The sequence below is a fragment of the Streptomyces sp. TG1A-8 genome (assembly GCF_030499535.1).
Classification (GTDB): domain Bacteria; phylum Actinomycetota; class Actinomycetes; order Streptomycetales; family Streptomycetaceae; genus Streptomyces.
Genome location: NZ_JASTLB010000001.1, coordinates 6899518 through 6916218, shown reverse-complemented (window position 1 = coordinate 6916218; position 16701 = coordinate 6899518). Strand labels below are relative to the sequence as shown.

At 69.7% G+C, this 16701-nt stretch carries 13 protein-coding genes and 8 pseudogenes; 11 read left to right on the top strand and 10 right to left on the bottom strand.

Going from position 1 to position 16701, the window contains the following annotated elements; all coding sequences use genetic code 11:
* Positions 1-34: 34 nt before the first annotated feature.
* Positions 35-1044: pseudogene (locus QQY24_RS30790) on the top strand (IS1380 family transposase); the annotation flags it as partial.
* 236 nt (positions 1045-1280) lie between these two features.
* Complete coding sequence (locus QQY24_RS30785; protein WP_301975945.1) at positions 1281-4025, top strand: LuxR family transcriptional regulator; 2745 nt, start codon at positions 1281-1283, stop codon at positions 4023-4025.
* Positions 4026-4284: 259 nt separating this feature from the next.
* Here QQY24_RS30785 and QQY24_RS30780 read toward each other — a convergent pair.
* The 4 genes and pseudogenes from QQY24_RS30780 to QQY24_RS30765 form a co-directional block, all read right to left on the bottom strand.
* Positions 4285-5003, bottom strand: a pseudogene (locus QQY24_RS30780) (IS6 family transposase).
* A 70-nt stretch (positions 5004-5073) separates the two neighbouring features.
* Positions 5074-6291, bottom strand: coding sequence for an acyl-CoA dehydrogenase family protein (locus tag QQY24_RS30775; protein WP_301975944.1), 1218 nt, complete (start codon positions 6289-6291; stop codon positions 5074-5076).
* A 63-nt stretch (positions 6292-6354) separates the two neighbouring features.
* Positions 6355-6665 (bottom strand): annotated as a pseudogene (locus QQY24_RS30770) (dimethyl sulfone monooxygenase SfnG); the annotation flags it as partial.
* A pseudogene (locus QQY24_RS30765) lies at positions 6664-6888 on the bottom strand (IS5/IS1182 family transposase); the annotation flags it as partial. The pseudogenes QQY24_RS30765 and QQY24_RS30770, both read right to left, overlap by 2 nt.
* A gap of 98 nt (positions 6889-6986) precedes the next feature.
* On the opposite strand from QQY24_RS30765, the pseudogene QQY24_RS30760 reads away from it, so the two are divergent.
* Both QQY24_RS30760 and QQY24_RS30755 read left to right on the top strand, forming a co-directional pair.
* A pseudogene (locus QQY24_RS30760) lies at positions 6987-7118 on the top strand (IS256 family transposase); the annotation flags it as partial.
* Between the two features lie 31 nt (positions 7119-7149).
* Positions 7150-7473 carry a hypothetical protein gene (locus QQY24_RS30755; protein ID WP_301975943.1) on the top strand — a complete coding sequence of 108 codons (324 nt, stop codon included), beginning with the start codon at positions 7150-7152 and terminating at the stop codon, positions 7471-7473.
* 259 nt (positions 7474-7732) lie between these two features.
* On the opposite strand, the gene QQY24_RS30750 is transcribed toward QQY24_RS30755, so the two are convergent.
* Positions 7733-8134 (bottom strand): gas vesicle structural protein GvpA, encoded by a 402-nt coding sequence (locus QQY24_RS30750; protein WP_301975942.1) that lies wholly within the window; start codon positions 8132-8134, stop codon positions 7733-7735.
* A gap of 274 nt (positions 8135-8408) precedes the next feature.
* Here QQY24_RS30750 and QQY24_RS30745 point away from each other — a divergent pair, with 274 nt between their 5' ends.
* Both QQY24_RS30745 and QQY24_RS30740 read left to right on the top strand, forming a co-directional pair.
* On the top strand, positions 8409-9215 hold the full coding sequence (locus QQY24_RS30745) for a PRC and DUF2382 domain-containing protein (RefSeq protein WP_301975941.1): 807 nt from the start codon (positions 8409-8411) through the stop codon (positions 9213-9215).
* 176 nt (positions 9216-9391) lie between these two features.
* On the top strand, positions 9392-9661 hold the full coding sequence (locus tag QQY24_RS30740; RefSeq protein WP_301975940.1) for a hypothetical protein: 270 nt from the start codon (positions 9392-9394) through the stop codon (positions 9659-9661).
* 110 nt (positions 9662-9771) lie between these two features.
* Here QQY24_RS30740 and QQY24_RS30735 read toward each other — a convergent pair.
* From QQY24_RS30735 to QQY24_RS30725, 3 genes and pseudogenes are all read right to left on the bottom strand, one after another.
* A pseudogene (locus QQY24_RS30735) lies at positions 9772-10231 on the bottom strand (transposase); the annotation flags it as partial.
* Positions 10232-10304: 73 nt separating this feature from the next.
* Positions 10305-10526 (bottom strand): TetR family transcriptional regulator, encoded by a 222-nt coding sequence (locus tag QQY24_RS30730; RefSeq protein WP_301975939.1) that lies wholly within the window; start codon positions 10524-10526, stop codon positions 10305-10307.
* A gap of 138 nt (positions 10527-10664) precedes the next feature.
* On the bottom strand, positions 10665-11201 hold the full coding sequence (locus QQY24_RS30725; protein WP_301975938.1) for a hypothetical protein: 537 nt from the start codon (positions 11199-11201) through the stop codon (positions 10665-10667).
* Positions 11202-11622: 421 nt separating this feature from the next.
* Here QQY24_RS30725 and QQY24_RS30720 point away from each other — a divergent pair, with 421 nt between their 5' ends.
* Complete coding sequence (locus QQY24_RS30720; RefSeq protein WP_301975937.1) at positions 11623-13026, top strand: lectin; 1404 nt, start codon at positions 11623-11625, stop codon at positions 13024-13026.
* Positions 13027-13213: 187 nt separating this feature from the next.
* Complete coding sequence (locus tag QQY24_RS30715; RefSeq protein ID WP_301975936.1) at positions 13214-14512, top strand: ThuA domain-containing protein; 1299 nt, start codon at positions 13214-13216, stop codon at positions 14510-14512.
* Positions 14513-14736: 224 nt separating this feature from the next.
* Here QQY24_RS30715 and QQY24_RS30710 read toward each other — a convergent pair whose 3' ends face one another.
* Positions 14737-14952, bottom strand: coding sequence for a DUF6233 domain-containing protein (locus tag QQY24_RS30710; protein WP_301975935.1), 216 nt, complete (start codon positions 14950-14952; stop codon positions 14737-14739).
* A gap of 32 nt (positions 14953-14984) precedes the next feature.
* Here QQY24_RS30710 and QQY24_RS30705 point away from each other — a divergent pair.
* Together QQY24_RS30705 and QQY24_RS30700 are read left to right on the top strand one after the other, a co-directional pair.
* Positions 14985-15227 (top strand): annotated as a pseudogene (locus QQY24_RS30705) (IS1380 family transposase); the annotation flags it as partial.
* A gap of 80 nt (positions 15228-15307) precedes the next feature.
* Positions 15308-15469, top strand: a pseudogene (locus QQY24_RS30700) (IS6 family transposase); the annotation flags it as partial.
* Positions 15470-15631: 162 nt separating this feature from the next.
* On the opposite strand, the gene QQY24_RS30695 reads toward QQY24_RS30700, so the two are convergent.
* The gene (locus QQY24_RS30695) at positions 15632-16138 is read right to left on the bottom strand and encodes a cupin domain-containing protein (protein WP_301975934.1); all 507 of its coding nucleotides are present in this window, start codon (positions 16136-16138) and stop codon (positions 15632-15634) included.
* A gap of 138 nt (positions 16139-16276) precedes the next feature.
* On the opposite strand from QQY24_RS30695, the gene QQY24_RS30690 reads away from it, so the two are divergent.
* The gene (locus tag QQY24_RS30690; RefSeq protein ID WP_301975933.1) at positions 16277-16690 is read left to right on the top strand and encodes an Rrf2 family transcriptional regulator; all 414 of its coding nucleotides are present in this window, start codon (positions 16277-16279) and stop codon (positions 16688-16690) included.
* The last annotated feature ends 11 nt before the right edge of the window (positions 16691-16701 follow it).

Sequence of the window (16701 nt, the reverse complement as noted above, 5' to 3'; positions counted from 1 at the left end):
GTCCTACCCGCGTGTCCGTGTCGAGGGCGGCGGCCGGGCGGTGGTCTCGCAGGCCGGTGCCGCGGCGCCGGACGCGGGCGGGCAGGTGATCGTGGACATCGACGGGGTCCTCGTCGTGGCGCGCTGCGAAAAGCAGGACGCAGCCGCGACCTGGAAGAAGACGTTCGGGCACCACCCGCTGATGGGATTCGTCGGCCACGGCCGCGGCGGGTCCGGAGAGCCGGTCGTGGGCCTGTGGCGGCCCGGCAACGCTGGCTCCAACACCGCCGCGGACCACATCGAGGCCACGAAACTGGCCCTGACCCAGCTGCCGAAGCGGTTGCGGCGCGGCCGTCAGGCGCTGATCCGCACCGACTCCGGCGGCGGCACCCACGACTTCGTCGCCTGGCTCGCCCAGCGCGGACGGTGGCTGTCGTACTCGGTCGGGATGACCATCACCGACGCCCTCCACCAGGCCGTCCTGAAGGTCCCGGCCTCGGCCTGGACGCCGGCCGTCGAACCCGACGGCGACATCCGCCACGGCGCCTGGATCGCCGAACTCGCCGGCGACCGGCTGGCCGACTGGCCGACTGGCCGAAGAGCCTGCGGCTGATCATGCGCAGGGAACGGCCGCACCCCGGCGCCCAGTTGCGCTTCACCGACGCCGACGGCATGCACTTGACATGCTGCGCCACCAACACGGCCGGTGAGGCACTCGCCGCCCTCGAACTGCGCCACCGGCGGCGGGCCCGGGCCGAGGACCGCATCCGCGCCGCCCGCGCCACCGGCCTGCGTGACCTCCCCCTCCACGACACCGCGCAGAACCAGATCCGGCTGGAGATCGTCCAGATCGCCCTTGACCTGCTCGCCTGGATGCCCCTGCTCGCCCTGACCGGCCCAGCCCGACTCCGGGAGCCCCGCCGCCTGCGGCTTCGGCTCTTCCCTACCGCCGCCCAGCTCATCACCACCGGCCACCACCGCCTCCGCCTCGCCAGGCACTGGTCCTGGGCCGACGTGATCGCCGATGCCCTGGACCGGCTCCACGCCCTCCCGGACCCCGGCTGAGCAGCATCTTCCCGTCCCTGCGAGCAGCACCAGCCCACCGGAGCCGTGGAACCCGACGCACACCCGACGCGACCAGCCGGCCCCCAACCCGCCCACCATCAGACACAGAGCGCGAAACGGTCCGCCAACTCCACCGGCAGACCGTCACGAAAGGTCGAGGCTAGTGTCTGGGAGCATCTCGATTCCTTGGAGCATCCGTGGAAAACGATGGAAGGGCCCGTGGGGACCAGTCCTCGATGCGGAATTCCGGTCTGGCGGTGGTGGGCCGAGAAACCGAGACCGCAGAAATCATCCAGCGTGTGGGCGCTGACCGGTCCCACAGCGACGTCTTGGTCGTCACGGGTGACCCCGGTGCCGGAAAGAGCACGCTGCTCGACCTCGCGGCCGATGGAGCACGGGGTGCGGGTGGCCGAGTGCTGCGGGCGGTGGGGAGCGAATCCGAGGCGCACCTCGGATTCGCCGGTCTTCATCAGATGCTGCGCCCGGTACTCGGTGAAGCGGAGGGCCTGCCGTCGCGGCAGCGCTCCGCACTCCGCGCCGTCCTGGGGCTCGAGGAGTGGGCGGAGACTCCCGACGCGATGCTCGTCGGTCTGGCGGTTCTGACCTTGTTGTCGGCCCTGGCGGAAACCGCCCCGCTGCTGGTCGTGGTCGACGACGCCCAGTGGATCGACCGCGGATCACTGGACGTTCTCTCCTTCGTGGCGCGACGCATGGATTGCGAGCCTGTCACACTGTTGGTCGGAGTCCGCACCGCGGCCGCACTGCCTGGATTCGACAAGGGATACGAGCGCCTCGAACTCGGCCCGCTGGAGGCTGAGGCGGCCAACCGGCTGCTGGACCTGCAGCCTGCGCCGCCCACCGGCCGGACCCGGGTGCGAATCCTCGAGGAGGCGGCCGGCAACCCGCTGGCCCTGGTGGAACTCGCCCAGGCCACCGCCATCCGGCGCCCCGAGGGCAGCGGCGTGGAGGGCCCGCTGCCGGTCACCGACCGACTGGAGCGGATCTTCGCGGGGCACGCGGCGGACCTGCCGGAACCGACCCGCCGCATCCTGCTGCTGCTCGCGGCCGCCGACGCGGCGGACGCTCAGGCGGCGGCCGTGGGACTTCCCGAAGCGGACGACAAGGCATGGGTCCCCGCGGACCGGGCCGGTCTCGTACGCCAGGACGGATCCGGGATCTCCTTCCGGCACCCGCTCGTCCGCTCCGCCGTCTACCATGCCGCGTCGTTCGAGGAACGCCGCCGGGCCCACCTCGCTCTCGCGGAGTTGCTGCGCGAGGAGCCCGACCGCCGCGCCTGGCACCTCGCCGCCGCGACCGTACGCCCCGACCAGGACGTGTCGGCCGCCCTGCAGCAGACGGCCGACCGGGCCCGGCGCCGCGGTGGCTTCGCGGCCGCTGCCGCGGCCCAGGAGCGCGCCGCGGAGCTCAGCCCGCGCCGCGAGGACCGGGCACGCCTTCTGACCGAAGCCGCTGCCACCGCCGTCTTCACCGGTCAACTCGGCTGGGTGGAACACCTGGCCGCCGCAGTCCGCGAGTGCACCGACGACCAGGCGCTGCTGGGCAAAGCCACGCTGGCCACCGGACAGCTCATGTCCCTGGGCCCCCATCACACAGCAGCCTTCGCCCTGCTCATGCGTGTCGCCGACGAGGCGGCGGACGCCCGGTCGCCCCTCGTACTCGACGCGCTGGCCGCGGCGGCGGTGGTCCGTTACTACTCGGGAGAGGAGTCCCAACAGCGACAGATCCAGAGCCTGCTCTCCCGCATGCCCGGCGGTGCCGCCGGAGCGGCCCTGCACGCCTGGGTACGTGCCGTCTCCGACCCCAGCAGCGCAGGAGCCTCCCTCGCGCCGCTGCTGCCCGGGCTCATCGCCGCGGCCAAGGGCGACGCCAGTCGCCTGACCGCGCTGGCCATCGTCGCCTGGCTGCTTGACCGGACCACCCTCGCCGCCAGGACCTTCGACGAGGCATTCGACCAGTGGCAGGCCCGTGGATCGCTCCCGGACGGACTGGGATGCGCGGTCGGCTGGACCCGCCTGGAGCAGGGACGATGGGCCGAGGCCCGCTCGGTGGCGGCCGACATCTCGGCCATGGCGTCGTCGGCCGGACTCGACCACGCCGAGGCGTGTGCTCAGGCACTCGACGCCACCGTGGTCGGCCTGCTCGGCGACCCGGCCACCGCGCGTCGGCTCGCCGGGCGAGCCCTGGCTCTCGTCGATCCGCTGGAGAGCCGCTCCGTCGCGGTCTTCGCCCGTCGGGCCCTGGGGATGGCGGCCGTGGCCGAGGGCGACCATGACACCGCGTACACCCGGTTCCGCTCCGCGTTCACCGACGACGGTGACCCGGTCCATTACCACGTCTCCTACACCGTCCTGGCCGAGCTGGCGGCGGCAGCCGTCCGCCGAGGGCAGCAGGAGCACGCCGCAAAGCTGCTGGAACGATCGGCGCGGCGCCTCGGCACAGGCATGTCGGCACGCGTGAGCACACTGATCGACCGGGGCCGCGCCCTGCTGGCGGATCCCGAGCACGCGGAGCCGTTCTTCCGGGCGGCGCTCGAGGAGCCCGCAGGTGAGCAGTGGCCGTTCGAACGGGCGCAGACACAGCTTGACTACGGGGAATGGCTGCGGCGGCAGCGCCGTATCGCCGAGGCCCGTCCGCTGCTGAGTGCCGCCCTGGAGACCTTCCAGCGGCTGGGCGCGCGGCCGTGGGCCGAGCGGGCACAGGCGGAACTGCGCGCCGCCGGCATCAAGGCCGGCGACGTCGTGCCCAGCGCCTTCGCCGAACTCAGCCCCCAGCAGCAGCAGATCGTCCAGCTGGCGGCCCGCGGCCTGACGAATCGTGAGATCGGGGAAAAGCTGTTCCTCTCACCGCGCACGGTCGGTTCGCACCTCTACCGGGTGTTCCCCAAGCTGGGCATCACCGCCCGCTCACACCTCCGCGACGTGGTCGAAGGCATCCTGTCGGGTACTGGCGTCCAGGGCTGAGCGTCGAGTCACCCATTGCGGAACGTCACAGATCACTGGTCCCGCACAGCTTCGCGGTCCCAGCGTTCTTCGGCGAGCCATTCGGCGAGGGCGTTGAGGGTGGTTTCGACGCTGCCGGTCATGTGGCGACGGAGTGCGTCCAGGCCTGCGCGGGTGGTGCCCAGCACCGGATCGAGGCGGAGGGCACTGTCACGTCGTTGGATGCGTGACTGCCTGGCGGCGCGTCGGGGCGTGGTGGGCCCTGGGGCCGGGTGGGTCTTCAGGCCGTGGTGGGCGAGCCGGCAGTGCTGGTGATCTGCTCCCAGATGGCGAAGCGGACGGTCGTCCCGGCTCGGTGGCCGGAGGCCCTCATCAGGTGGCGGCGGGGCCGGAAGTGGGGCGGGATGCCGCTGAACGCGGACGGGAACCGCTGCGCGGCACCCACGCTGCGCAAGCCCTTCATCGCGTGTCCGCACTGCGCGTGGGCTGATGACTGTCCTCGGCCCGGTTGTCCAATCCCTTGTGGGAGCGGTGCCCACCGCGAGGGCGTGACCTCGCGGTGGGCGGCACCGCAGGAGCACGGCTTGTCCGTGACCACCACCGGCGGCGCCACGCGGGTCCTCATCCATCAGGTGGCGGAGGAAACGCCGGGCCGCGGCCTTGTCCCGCCGGCCCACCGCGAGGACGTCCAGCACGTTGCCATCCTGGTCGGCAGCCCGCCACAGGTACTTCAGCGCGCCGTTGATCTTGATGAAGACCTCGTCCAGATGCCATGTGCCGCCGGACCGGGGCCGGCGGCACAGTCCGTTCGCGCAGGCCTGGCCGAACGTGGCGCACCACCGCCGGACCGTCTCACAGCAGACGGTCACACCGCGCAGGAGCATCAAGCTCCTCCACCTCACGGAAACTGAGCGGGAACCGGAAGTACGGCCGCACACAGGGGGAGATCACCCCGGCCGGGTACCGGTGCCCCCTGTACGACGCCGACGCACTGCCCACCGACGATCCCCCCTCCCACCGTGGTCACAACCCGAAGATCATCCCCCGGTCGATCAACGTGACAGTGCCCTCAGGAGTACCAGGTGGGTTCGGGCAGTGCACCTTCGAGGACCCAGCGGCCGACCTCGCGGCGCTTGTAGGCCACGGGGTCGTGCAGGGTGTGGGTGCGGACGTTGCGCCAGAAGCGGTCCAGGCCCTCGGCGGTGGTGGTGGAACGGGCGCCGGCCACCTCGAAGATGCGGCTGGTGGTGTCCAGGGCGACGTCGGTGGCGCGGGCCTTGACGGCCGCCACACGCACCTCGAAGACGCCGCGGTCCTGCTCGGTGACCGCATCGGGGTCGTCGTGCAGCTTCTGTCCCTCGGCGGCGACGGCGTCGGCGAGCGCCTCGGCCGCCCAGAGCTTCGCGGTGAGGTCACCGTAGGTATCGATGACGTACGGCTCGTCGACCGCGCGCTTGTAACCGCCGTGCAGCCAGGGCCGGGTCTTGCTCCGTGTGTAGGTGGCCGCCGTCTCCAGCGCGCCTCCGGCGATGCCGAGGTATAAGTTGACGAAGACGAGCTGGATGGTGGGCACGTTGAGGGTGTTGTAGGTGCGCGGCTTGAACTGCTTGTCGACGTAGCCCGCCGCCGAGGACCACGGGGTGCGGACACCGTCGATGGTGACACTCCCGCTCTCTGTGAGCCGCTGGCCGATGTTGTCCCAGTCGTCGTGGAAGGTCAGGCCCTCGCTGTCGGACGGCACGATCGCGAAGACGTGCTGGTCGGTGCCGTCCAGCACACCTTCGAGGACGGTGACGTCGGAAACCTTGCTGCCGGTGGAGAAGGTCTTGCGGCCGGTGAAGACCAGGTCGTCGCCGTCCTCGGTGACGACGACGTCGTTGTCGCGCGGGTTGACGGCCCCGCCGAAGAACCAGCGGTTGCGCGCGGCCTCGGCCTCGACGTGCTCCCACTGCTCGCGGGTGCCGACCAGACGGGCGGCCCAGTTCCACAGGTAGTGGTAGCCGAGCAGTTGGCCGATGGAGCCGTCGGCCTTGGCGACCTCGCGGACGACGCGGTAGGCGGTGGACCAGTCCTGGCCCCCGCCGCCGTGTTCGGTCGGGCCGAGCAGGGTGACCAGGCTGGAGTTTTTGAGGAGCTGCACCTCGGCGTACGGGGTGGCGCCGGCGCGGTCGCGTGCGACGGCGTCGGTGGCGAGGACCGCCGCTACCTCGGCGGCGCGTGCGATCCAGTCCTGGGCGGTCGTTGGGGCGGGGCGGGTCTGCCAGGCGGTGGGCGGGGTGATGCTCATGCGGGTGACCTCTTTCGCTGTATGGAGCGGTGTGGAGTGTGACGCGGGGAGAGGAATGCGGAGTCAGGCATGCGCGGGGACGGAGCGGGGCGCGCCGGGAGGCCGTGCTTGCAGTTCGGGTACGAGCGGCAGGACGCGCTTGCCAAAGTACGCGACCTCCTCGTGCAGTGGTGCGGGAAACCGAGGAGAGGGAGGTCGACGCCGAGCCTGCGGTGGGCGACGATGCACTCGGCACTCTGCTCGGGGGTACCGATCAGGCCCGTGCGGAAGCCGTCGTCGTACCGGACCAGGTCCTCGAGGACCGAGTCCCGCCACATGCCCTTGCCGTCGGCGGTGGACCGGCCCGCCTGCTGCACGGTGGTACCGAAGCCCTCCCGTAGGGCCGGTCACCACCTGCACGTTCATCCCGTGGCGGCGATGTCTGTGGGAGTAGTCGGCCCGGCTGTCGCCGGCCCGGTCGCATTCCGCGAGGGTGCCGTCCAGCAGGACGTAGTCGGGGTCGGCCTCGCGCAGGACACGCAGCAGGTCGGGTGCGCGGTCGGCGAGCAGGTCGATGACGGCTGTGGCGTGGGCGGTGCCGGCGCAGATCTCGAAGCCGGCCGGCGAGAGCAATGCTCAGGACCGGTGGATCAGTTCGGGGAGGACGTACCTTCCCGTGTGATTGATCGATAGGTCACCGAGCAGGACCGGTGACCGCGGCCCTGGCCATGGTCTTCAAGCTGGTCGAGTCCGCCCAGCAGCGGTGGCGGGCCGTGAACGCCCCACATCTCGTCGCACTCGTCCGTGCCGGGGCCCGCTTCGAACGCGGCCAACTGGTCGAGCGTCCCGCCATCGCTGCGGCATGGGGTTTGGTGCACCATGACCGACCACCACACCTACGGCACCAGCACCCACACCGTCGGCGAGCTGGTCCGGCTCGTCAGCGACCGCCTGGGGCTGGTCCTCACCGAGCGCGACAGCGCTTACCGGGGCATCCACCACCTCGCCGGCAGCCCCAACAGGCGGATCGAGATCCAGCCCAACCCGATCCCCGGCGACGACGGTGAGGACGACCGCTACGCTCCGCGACACTCGGCGGCCCAAGTGCTGCTGCTCACCACCACGCCGGTTGCGGAACCCGCCCTGCAGGCCCGCCTGGCCTCCATCGAAGGGCTCATCCATCTGAACCACGAGACCGTGTGAACAGCTACTGATCCACAACTTTTGACAATTGCTCCGACAGCGGGAAGCGGTGGTACAGCCGCCCACAGGGGGAGATGGCCTCGACCGGCTACCGGTGACCCTGGTACGACGGTGACGCGCTCCCCACGGACACCCCTTCCCAGGTTGATCAATCCGAAGATCATTCCATCGGGCAGCCGACGTGACAGTGCCCGTCCGGGTTCTCGCGGAGGGAGGGGTGGGAGGTGCGGGTGATCCCGTAGACGTAGGTGCTCATCCCTCATTCCCCTCTGCCGCGCGCGGCGGGCCGCTCGGCCTGACGTTCGCCGCCATCGTCACGTGCCTGCTGGAAGGCGCCGGAGATTGTCTCGGCGGCGCCGGACGGGGCTCCCTTGGTCTTGCCGCGCCCGCCGGGCTCAGTCGCTTGCCCCGTGAGCCCGGTAAGCCCGGCCAGCTTGCGCGGCTCCGCTTCCAGGTCGAGGCGGTTGCACGCCTCGGCGAAGCGAAGGTAGGTGTCGATGCTGGCCACCACGATCCGTATGTCGATCGTGAGTATCTCGATGCCGATAAGGGACACCCGCACGTATGCGTCGATCACCAGCCCGCGGTCGAGAATGAGTTCCAAAACGTCGTAGAGGCCGCTGGAACCGCCCCCGCCGCCCTGCTGTGTCGCGACGGTCATCGCGACCAACCCCTTGTCGTCGGCTCTGCGCGGTCCCGTCGGCGCTGTTCCTCGCTGCGACGCGGGCTTGCAGGTGCGAGTAGCCCCACCACCTGCCACCAAACGCGTGTACGAGCCTGGCGAGATGGACGCCACCTGGTCCAGCCCGGAGTGAGAGCTGCCTCCGGAACGCACTTGTTGTCTCCGATTAAACAGCTTTTTTCCTGTTTCACACCCTTTGAGATGGTGAGCCGGAAATAGAGCGAGCCGCATACAGGAAGAGAGTGAGCAGACTGTGATCACCCAGGAGCAGATCCCGACTGTGCTCGACCACCCGATCTACGACACGGACGGCAACAAGATCGGCGACGCCAAACACGTCTTCCTCGACGACGCCACCGGTCAGCCCGAGTGGGTCAGTGTCAAAACTGGCCTGTTCGGCACCAGCGAGTCCTTCGTGCCGATCCACGACGCCTCCCTCGTGGAGGACCACCTGGAGGTCCCCTACCCCAAGAACACGGTCAAGGACGCACCCAACGTCGACGTCGACGCAGGTGGCCACCTCTCCGAAGACGAGGAACACCGCCTGTACGAGCACTACGGCATCGACTGGGACGCGGCCTGGCAGCAGGCCAACCAGCCCCGCGAGGGCGGCTGGGCCCACACCGACACCAGCGAGACGACTGATATGCCCCGCTCCGCGGACACCGGTGTCAGCGGCGATGACGCCATGACGCGCTCGGAGGAACGCATGCACGTCGGCACCGAGCGCCGGGAGGTCGGCCGGGCGCGGCTACGCAAGTACGTCGTCACCGAAGAGGTGCAGCAGACCGTGCCGGTACGCCGGGAAGAGGTCCGCATCGAACGCGAGCCGATCACGGACGAGAACCGCGATGCCGCCCTGTCCGGACCCGACATCAGCGAGGCCGAGCACGAGGTCATCCTGCACGAGGAACGCCCTGTGACAGGGACCGAGACGGTGCCGGTGGAGCGGGTGCGCATGACGACTGAGGAACAGACGGACGAGGAGACGGTACGCGGCCAGGTCCGCAAGGAGCAGGTCGACACCGAAGGCGTCGACGAAGACCGGCGCGACAGGTAGCCGAGCCTGCGTCGCCCGTGCACTGCCGCTCGGCGAACTTGAAGAGGGGTCCGGCAGGCCAGCGGCTACCGGACGGCCCGCCCCGCGACCTCGAGGCGCTGCCCTCGGACAGCGGACTTCAGGTGGCCGGGACGGCGCGGGCACTCAACACAGGAACAGAAAAGGAGTCGGTCCTCATGACACAGGTCGAGCAGCCCCTGACAGACGCCGCCATCAAAGTGCGCCAAGTCAACCATTACCAGTTCAGCTGGGTGGCCGGAGAGCCCGGCCAGCACGGCACCTTCACCTTGCAACTGGTCTTGGACGAAGGCGCCGGGGAAGAAGTTCTCACGGTCGACGCCGACGACGCCGACGTGCTGAAAGATCTGCTGGAGCACAATGACACGGTCCAATACGACGCCCCACGCCACACCCTGATGTTCGGTGTGAAGCCCGCTGGCAGTTGACAGCCAGCAGCCCACCGCACACGCCACGACGAGGCGCTGTCACGCTGTTGGGTAGGTCGGTGTCCGTCGGCGTGCCGGGGGTGTGGTGGGCTTGCGGTCCGGTTCTGTGTTCAGACCGTGGCGGGCCGGCCGGCAGTGCTGGTGATCTGGCCCCGGGTGGCGAAGCGGGTGGCCGTCTCGGCTCGGTAGCCGTACGCGCTCATCAGGTGGCGGCGGGGCCGGAAGTGGGGCGGGATACCGCTGAACGCGGGCAGGAACCTCTGGGCGGCGCCCGCCGAGCGCCAGGCCCTTCATCGCCCGTTCACGCTGCCTTGTGGGCTGGTGGCTGTTCTCCGCCCGGTTGTTCAGGCCCTTGGGTGAGCGGTGCTCCACACAGGGCATGACCTCGCGGTGGGCGGTGCCGTGGGAGCGGAGCTTGTCGGTGACGACCACTCGCGGGACCGCATGCGTCTTCTTCCTCAGGCGGCGGAGGAAACGCCCGGCCGCGGCGGCGTCCCGGCGGCTCTGCACGAGGACGTCCAGGACGTTGCCGCCGGCGTCGGCGGCCCGCCACAGGTACCGCCGCTCCCCGTTGGTTCTTTCGATCAGCGCATCGTGCGGGCGGCAACGCCTCCGGAGGCTTTCGCCGAGTACGCAAAGCGTCTCAACCTCGTCGACACACACCGCGACGATGAGGTCCCGTCTCGTCGGAAAATGGCCGATACAGCGTCGCGTTGCCGACGCCTGCACGTCGCGCGACCACGTCGAGGGGTGCCTCGGGACCTTGCGCGGCGAAGACTTCACCGGCCGCAGCGACCAGCGCGTGGTGATTACGGCGTGCGTCGGTGCGAACCGGTCGATTGATGAATCGCCACGCTTCGGCCACAGCAACCCTCTCATCAAGCGGGGAACTCCCCGTTGGGCTACAGGTCCCCGCTCGTCTCGATGTGAGGTCTCAGGACTTCCTTGACGGTTTGTCGTCAGGAGATCCTTGACGGTTCTTCTGGGTTCTCGTGCCTTTGACTTAGAGCCTGGTGATCGGTCCGAGGTTCTTGCGGGGCCTGACAGCGAGTTCGTCCTCTCCGTGCAGGATCCGGTAGTGGGTGTCCTCGATGACGATGGTGACGATCCTTCCCGCATGGCGCGGGCCGAGCTCGATGAACTGGCCGTTGATCATGAAGCGGCCGCTCGCATGCACCTTGCGCTGGGCCCGGACGGCACCAGCAGGCAGGGGCGGAGGCGGCAGCGGGGACGTCGCCGTCCGAGCCCCGTCGACCCGCCCCAGACGGTCGGTCGGAACGGGGCAGGGCCATGTTCCCATCAGGACGTTCTCGGCGATGGCGTGCATGAGGTGTCCGTCGAGACGGAGGGTGATCGTGCGTCCGGCGAGGGCGAATCCAACCTGGTGGCGGCCTCCGGCCAGGCAGACGATCCCGTCTCGGTGGACCTTGCGCTCGGCCTCGACGGGTTCGCCGGCGGCAAGGATGGCCGTGCCGCCACGGGCCCTGGGCAGGGCCTGCGGTGCGGGTTCGGGACCGGCCGGGCGGGCGCCGTAGCGCATGGTCAGGTAGGCGATGTCCTCCGGCCGGAGCCGGGACGGGACCGTGGTGACGAGATGCCCGTCGAGGAGAAGTGGACACTGCGGTGGTTCGCCCAGACCGTCAGCGCCCGGCCGGCCAGTGCCTGGTGGATGCCGACTCGCTGCCTGCCCGTCACCAGGGTGATCACTGCGGCAGCCCCCTTTTTAGCACACCTTGAATTAAGTAGTGTTGCCTCCCCCGGGAGGCCCACCAGGGACTTTGCTGTGTTCAAGTCCTCGCGGACGCACCTTCGTTGACGGTCACCTCGACTTCACCTCTTGACCGCTTTGGCGTAGACCTTTAGGTTCCTGTTCGCTGCAGCTTCATGAATACACCTGATGTTCATATATGTGAACGCCAATAACCCCCACTGATGGCCTTTCCTGAAGGGCTGTGAACCCCATGCTCCCCACGACCCCCCTGCCCAGGCCCGCCTTCGCCCGCAAGGCCACTCTGCGGGCCATCCTCGCCACCGCGTTGCTCACGGGATCGGCGAGCGCACTCGCCGCGGTCCCCGCCGCCGCGGCCACCGGCACCATCACCGGACTCGGCGGCAAGTGCCTCGACGTGGCGGGAGCCAACTCCGTCAACGGCACGGCCGTCCAGCTCTACGACTGCAACGGCACCAGTGCCCAGCAGTGGACCGTCGGCACCGACGGCACGATCCGCGCACTCGGCAAGTGCCTCGACGTCACCGGCAATGCGACCACCAACGGAGCCAGACTCCAGATATGGGACTGTACCGGCAGCACCAACCAGAAATGGACCGCCACCGCGGCCCGTGACCTCGTCGGCCAGCAGTCCGGCAAGTGCGCCGACGTCACCGGCAACACTTCTGCGAACGGCACTCCCATCCAGATCTGGAGCTGCACCGGCGCCGCCAACCAGAAATGGACCGCGCCGACCGGCGGCGGCACGCCCCCTGCCGCCGCCCCGATGGCCGTCGCACCCTATCTCTACAACGGCTGGGGCAACCCGCCCGACCCGGTCACCATCATGAACGCCACCGGCGTCAAGTGGTTCACCCTCGCCTTCGTCCTCAGCAACGGCACCTGCAACCCGCAGTGGGACGGCGGCCGCCCGCTCACCGGCGGCGTCGACCAGCAGACCGTCAGCACCATCCGGGCGAACGGCGGCGACGTCATCCCCTCCTTCGGCGGCTACAGCGGCAACAAGCTGGAGAGCTCCTGTACCAGCGCCTCCGCGCTCGCCGACGCGTACCAGAAGGTCATCGACGCCTACGGGCTCAAGGCCATCGACATCGACCTGGAGGCCGACGCCTACAGCAATGGGACCGTGCAGCAGCGCACGGTCGACGCGCTCAAGGCCGTCAAGGCCGCCAACCCGGGCCTGAAGGTGTACGTCACCATCGGCACCGGCCAGTCCGGGCCCGACACCAGCCTGATCAACCGATCCGCGAACTCCGGTCTGGCCGTGGACAGTTGGACGATCATGCCGTTCGACTTCGGCGGCGCGGGCCAGAACATGGGGACGCTGACGACCAAGGCGGCCGAGGGCCTCAAGAACGCCCTCAAGAGCGCCTACGGCTACAGCGACGACCAGGCGTACCGGAGCATGGGCATCTCGTCCATGAACGGGATCACCGACGTCAACGAGACCGTCACCCCGGCCGACTTCCAGACCATCCTCGGCTACGCGCAGCAGCACCACCTCGCGCGCCTCACGTTCTGGTCGGCCAACCGCGACCGGCCCTGCGCCGGCGGCTACCCGAACGACGACACCTGCTCGGGTGTGGCCCAGAGCGCCTGGCAGTTCACCGGCATCTTCGCCAAGTACACCGGCTGACGGCCCCGACGGCCCCGTGTACGGCTCCCCATAGGAGACTCTCGTGTTTCGCCGACTCCGTCACCAGCCACGAGGCGTGGGGACCGGGCAGCTACCGCTACTCCAGCACCCACCCCGCAGTCATCACCGACAACGTCGCCTACCTCACCACCTACCCGTACACCGGGGCGAAGGGACCGATCGGCAGATGCACCCGACGCACACCACCAGATCCGGATCCGCCCGCACCGCCCTGCGGATCCTCCTCCTGCTCGCGGCCCTCCTCGGGCTCGCCGCACCACCCGCCGCACACGCCGGCACCGCGGCGATCCCCTTCAAAGTGCTCGGCCTCTACAGCGGCACATGGGATGCGGCACACATCGACTTCGAGAAGGAGGCCAACGACTGGCTGCCCCGGCAGGCGGCCGCGAACGGCTTCACCTACACCGCCAGCAACGACTGGAATCTCCTCGCCAACGGCGGCGTCAACGCCTACCAGGTCGTCCTGTTCCTCGATGACCTGCCGCAGACCGCCGCCCAGCGCGCCGGATTCGAGCAGTACATGCGCGGCGGCGGAGCCTGGATGGGCTTCCACGTCTCCGCCTTCACCACGGACGCGGCGAGCTGGTCGTGGTACCACAACCAGTTCCTGGGCAGCGGCAACTTCAAGTCCAACACCTGGGGCCCGACGTCCGCGACCCTGAAGGTCGAGGACCGGACGCACCCGTCCACTGTGAACCTGCCCGCCACTTTCACGTCGTCGGTCAGCGAGTGGTACAGCTGGTCCAACGACCTGCGGCAGAACCCGGACATCAAAATCCTCGCCTCGGTCGACCCCAGCAGCTTCCCGCTGGGCACCGACCCCAACCAGTCCTGGTACAGCGGCTACTACCCGATCTTGTGGACCAACACGAAGTACAAGATGCTGTACGCGAACTTCGGCCACAACGCGATGAACTACGACACGAACACCCGCACGTCGTCGACGTTCGCCAGCGCGACGCAGAACCGCTTCCTGCTGGACGGGCTCAAGTGGCTCGGCGGCGCCGACGGCGCCACCCCACCGGACGACACGCTCTCCGAGGCGTCCTGGTACTCCCTGAAGAACGTCGGCAACGGCACCTGCGTCGACGCCCGCGCCGCCGCCACCGTCAACGGCACCGCGATCCAGCAGTACACCTGCAACGGCACCCAGGCCCAGCAGTTCCAGCTCGCCGCGGCCGACAGCGGATACCGACGCATCGGCGTGCGCCCGAATCCGCAGCAAGTCATCGACGTGACCGATGTGTCGAGCGCCGACAACGCACCGCTGCAACTGTGGGCGTACGGAGGCGGCCAGAACCAGCAGTGGCTCCCCGTGAAAGAAGCCGCCGGACGCTACCACTTCACCGCCCGCCACAGCGGCAAGTGTCTGACTGCGGCGACCGCCGCCACGAACAGTGCGCAACTCGCACAGCGCACGTGCGACGGCTCGGCCGCACAGAGCTTCACGGTGACCGCCGGCTGACCCGCGACCGTGAACCGACCGGCGTCGTGCGGGGCGTCCGATCGGACGCCCCGCACGACGCCGAGCCGACTGCTGGCCGGGGACCTTCCGGCGGAGAGCTCACGCCACTTTCCAGATCACCTTGCTGGACGACCCCGGCGGGGCCATCACAGGACGGAGCCCCCTGCAGACATCACCTGGGGCATCCGGCGGCGGTCGGCGGCGGAACGCGAGGCCGCAGGGGCTCAGCCCAAGATGCTGAGAGCCGTGTCGGGTCGGCGGCGGACGCACACGGGGACCTGCTGGCGCAGCGCCTCGACCGCCTGCTGCCGGGTCGCCGGACGGCACCGGCCACTCCTGGCCGCAGCCCAGCACTCACCCGTGTGCACCGCATCGACGTTCCTACGGTTGAGCGGCACTGCGATCAGAGACGGTGACTGCGCACCGTTGTCAGCGTTCATGGCGGGCTCATCCGCTTCCTCGGGAACCACCTGTCATGGATCTTGATGCGGCGGTCGCGCTCGGCGGAGACGGCTTCGCCGACGTCGCACTGCTGCGGTCCGAGCCGGCCGTGTTCGGACCGGTGGCCTCCAACCCGACGGTCTCCCGCCTGACCGACACCCTCGCCACCGCCGGTGGGAAGGCGCTGACCGCGATCGGCGCGGCTTGGGCCGAAGTGCGCAGCCACGTCTGGAAGTCAGCTGCAGGTCGGGCACCGGACGCCGACGGGCGGGTGGGCGCTGTCACGTTGGCTGCCCCGTGGGATGACCTTCGGGTTGATCAACCTGGGAAGGGGCGTCCGTGGGGAGCGCGTCGCTGTCGTACCAGGGTCACCGGTACCCGGTCGAGGTCGTCTCCCCCTGTGGGTGGCTGTACCACCGCTTCCCGCTGTCGTCGCGCGAGGTCGAGGAGCTCCTGCTCGAGCGCGGGATCGTCGTCTCCTACGGGACGGTCCACCGCTGGTGCGGAAAGTTCGGGCAGCGGCATGTCGTGGCCGACCCCGCAGGCGATGCGGCTGCCCGCTCAAGGCCCGCCTCCACCCGCTCCGAGGCTCGTCGTCACGCCTCCGGCGCTGCCGGTCGGCGGACACGGACGCCGCCGGCCGGCGCGGCGGCCGGCGGCCCGCGCGGGTGACCCGCGTCAGGACTGCGGTGACCGCAGGGCGTGCAGCTGCGGCAGGTTGACCACGATCGCCTCCTGCGTGCTGCGGGCGATGACGACCACAGCTTCCTCGGCGGGGTCGGGGTTCTCCTCGCGGTGCGGGACGAACGGGGGCACGAAGATGTAGTCGCCCGGGGAGGTCCGCAGCCGGACCTCCTCCGGCCGGGTGCCGGAGTCGTCGAGGAAGACGAACTCGGGGTGCCCACTGACGACGTAGATGGCGGTCTCGGACTCACCGTGGTGGTGGTCGGAGGAGGAGGTGGCGGGAGCCACGTGCGTCTGGCCCATCCAGAGCTTCTCGGACCCCACCGTGGTGCCGCTGACCGCGGCGAAGCGGCGCATGCCTCCGGTCTGGGCGGTGTCGCCGTCGAGCGCGTCGGCGCGGATGTGGTGCAGGCGCGTGCGCAGGGGTGCCACCGGCTGCCCGTCGGTGGGGTGCAGGTGCGGGTGGAATCCCTCACCCGGGGTTGTCAACGGCTTGCTCATGGTGGGGACGCTAGAGCCGCCCGGAAAAGGATGTCAAGAGGTGTCCATTGCGCTTCACCTGCGGTAATGTTTCCGCAATGTTCGAGCAGGACCTGTGGAGACCCTCGCCGGAGGCAGCTTGTCGGGCATCATGTGCGCATGCATATTTCCGCGAAGGCGGACTACGCCACGCGGGCCCTGTTGGAGCTCGCCCGCGAACCCGACCGCCCTCTGACGTGCGAGGCCATCGCCTCCTCGCAACAGATCCCGTTCCGCTTCCTGAAGTCCGTGGTGGGCGAACTACGGAAGGCCGGCCTGGTGCGCAGCCAGCGCGGCTGCGAGGGCGGGTACTGGCTCGGCCGGCCCGCCGAACAGATCACGCTCCTCGACGTGGCCCATGCCGTGGACGGTGAATTGATCACCCTGCGGGGCGAGCCGCTGACCGGTCTCGACTACCCCGGTCCCGCCTCCGGGCTGCCCGGGGTGTGGCGCCGGATCGAGGCGGACGCCGCCGCGCTCCTGCGCGGGATCAGCCTCACCTCGCTGCTGCCCGACACGGCGGGCGGGAGTTGAGCCGGAAGGGA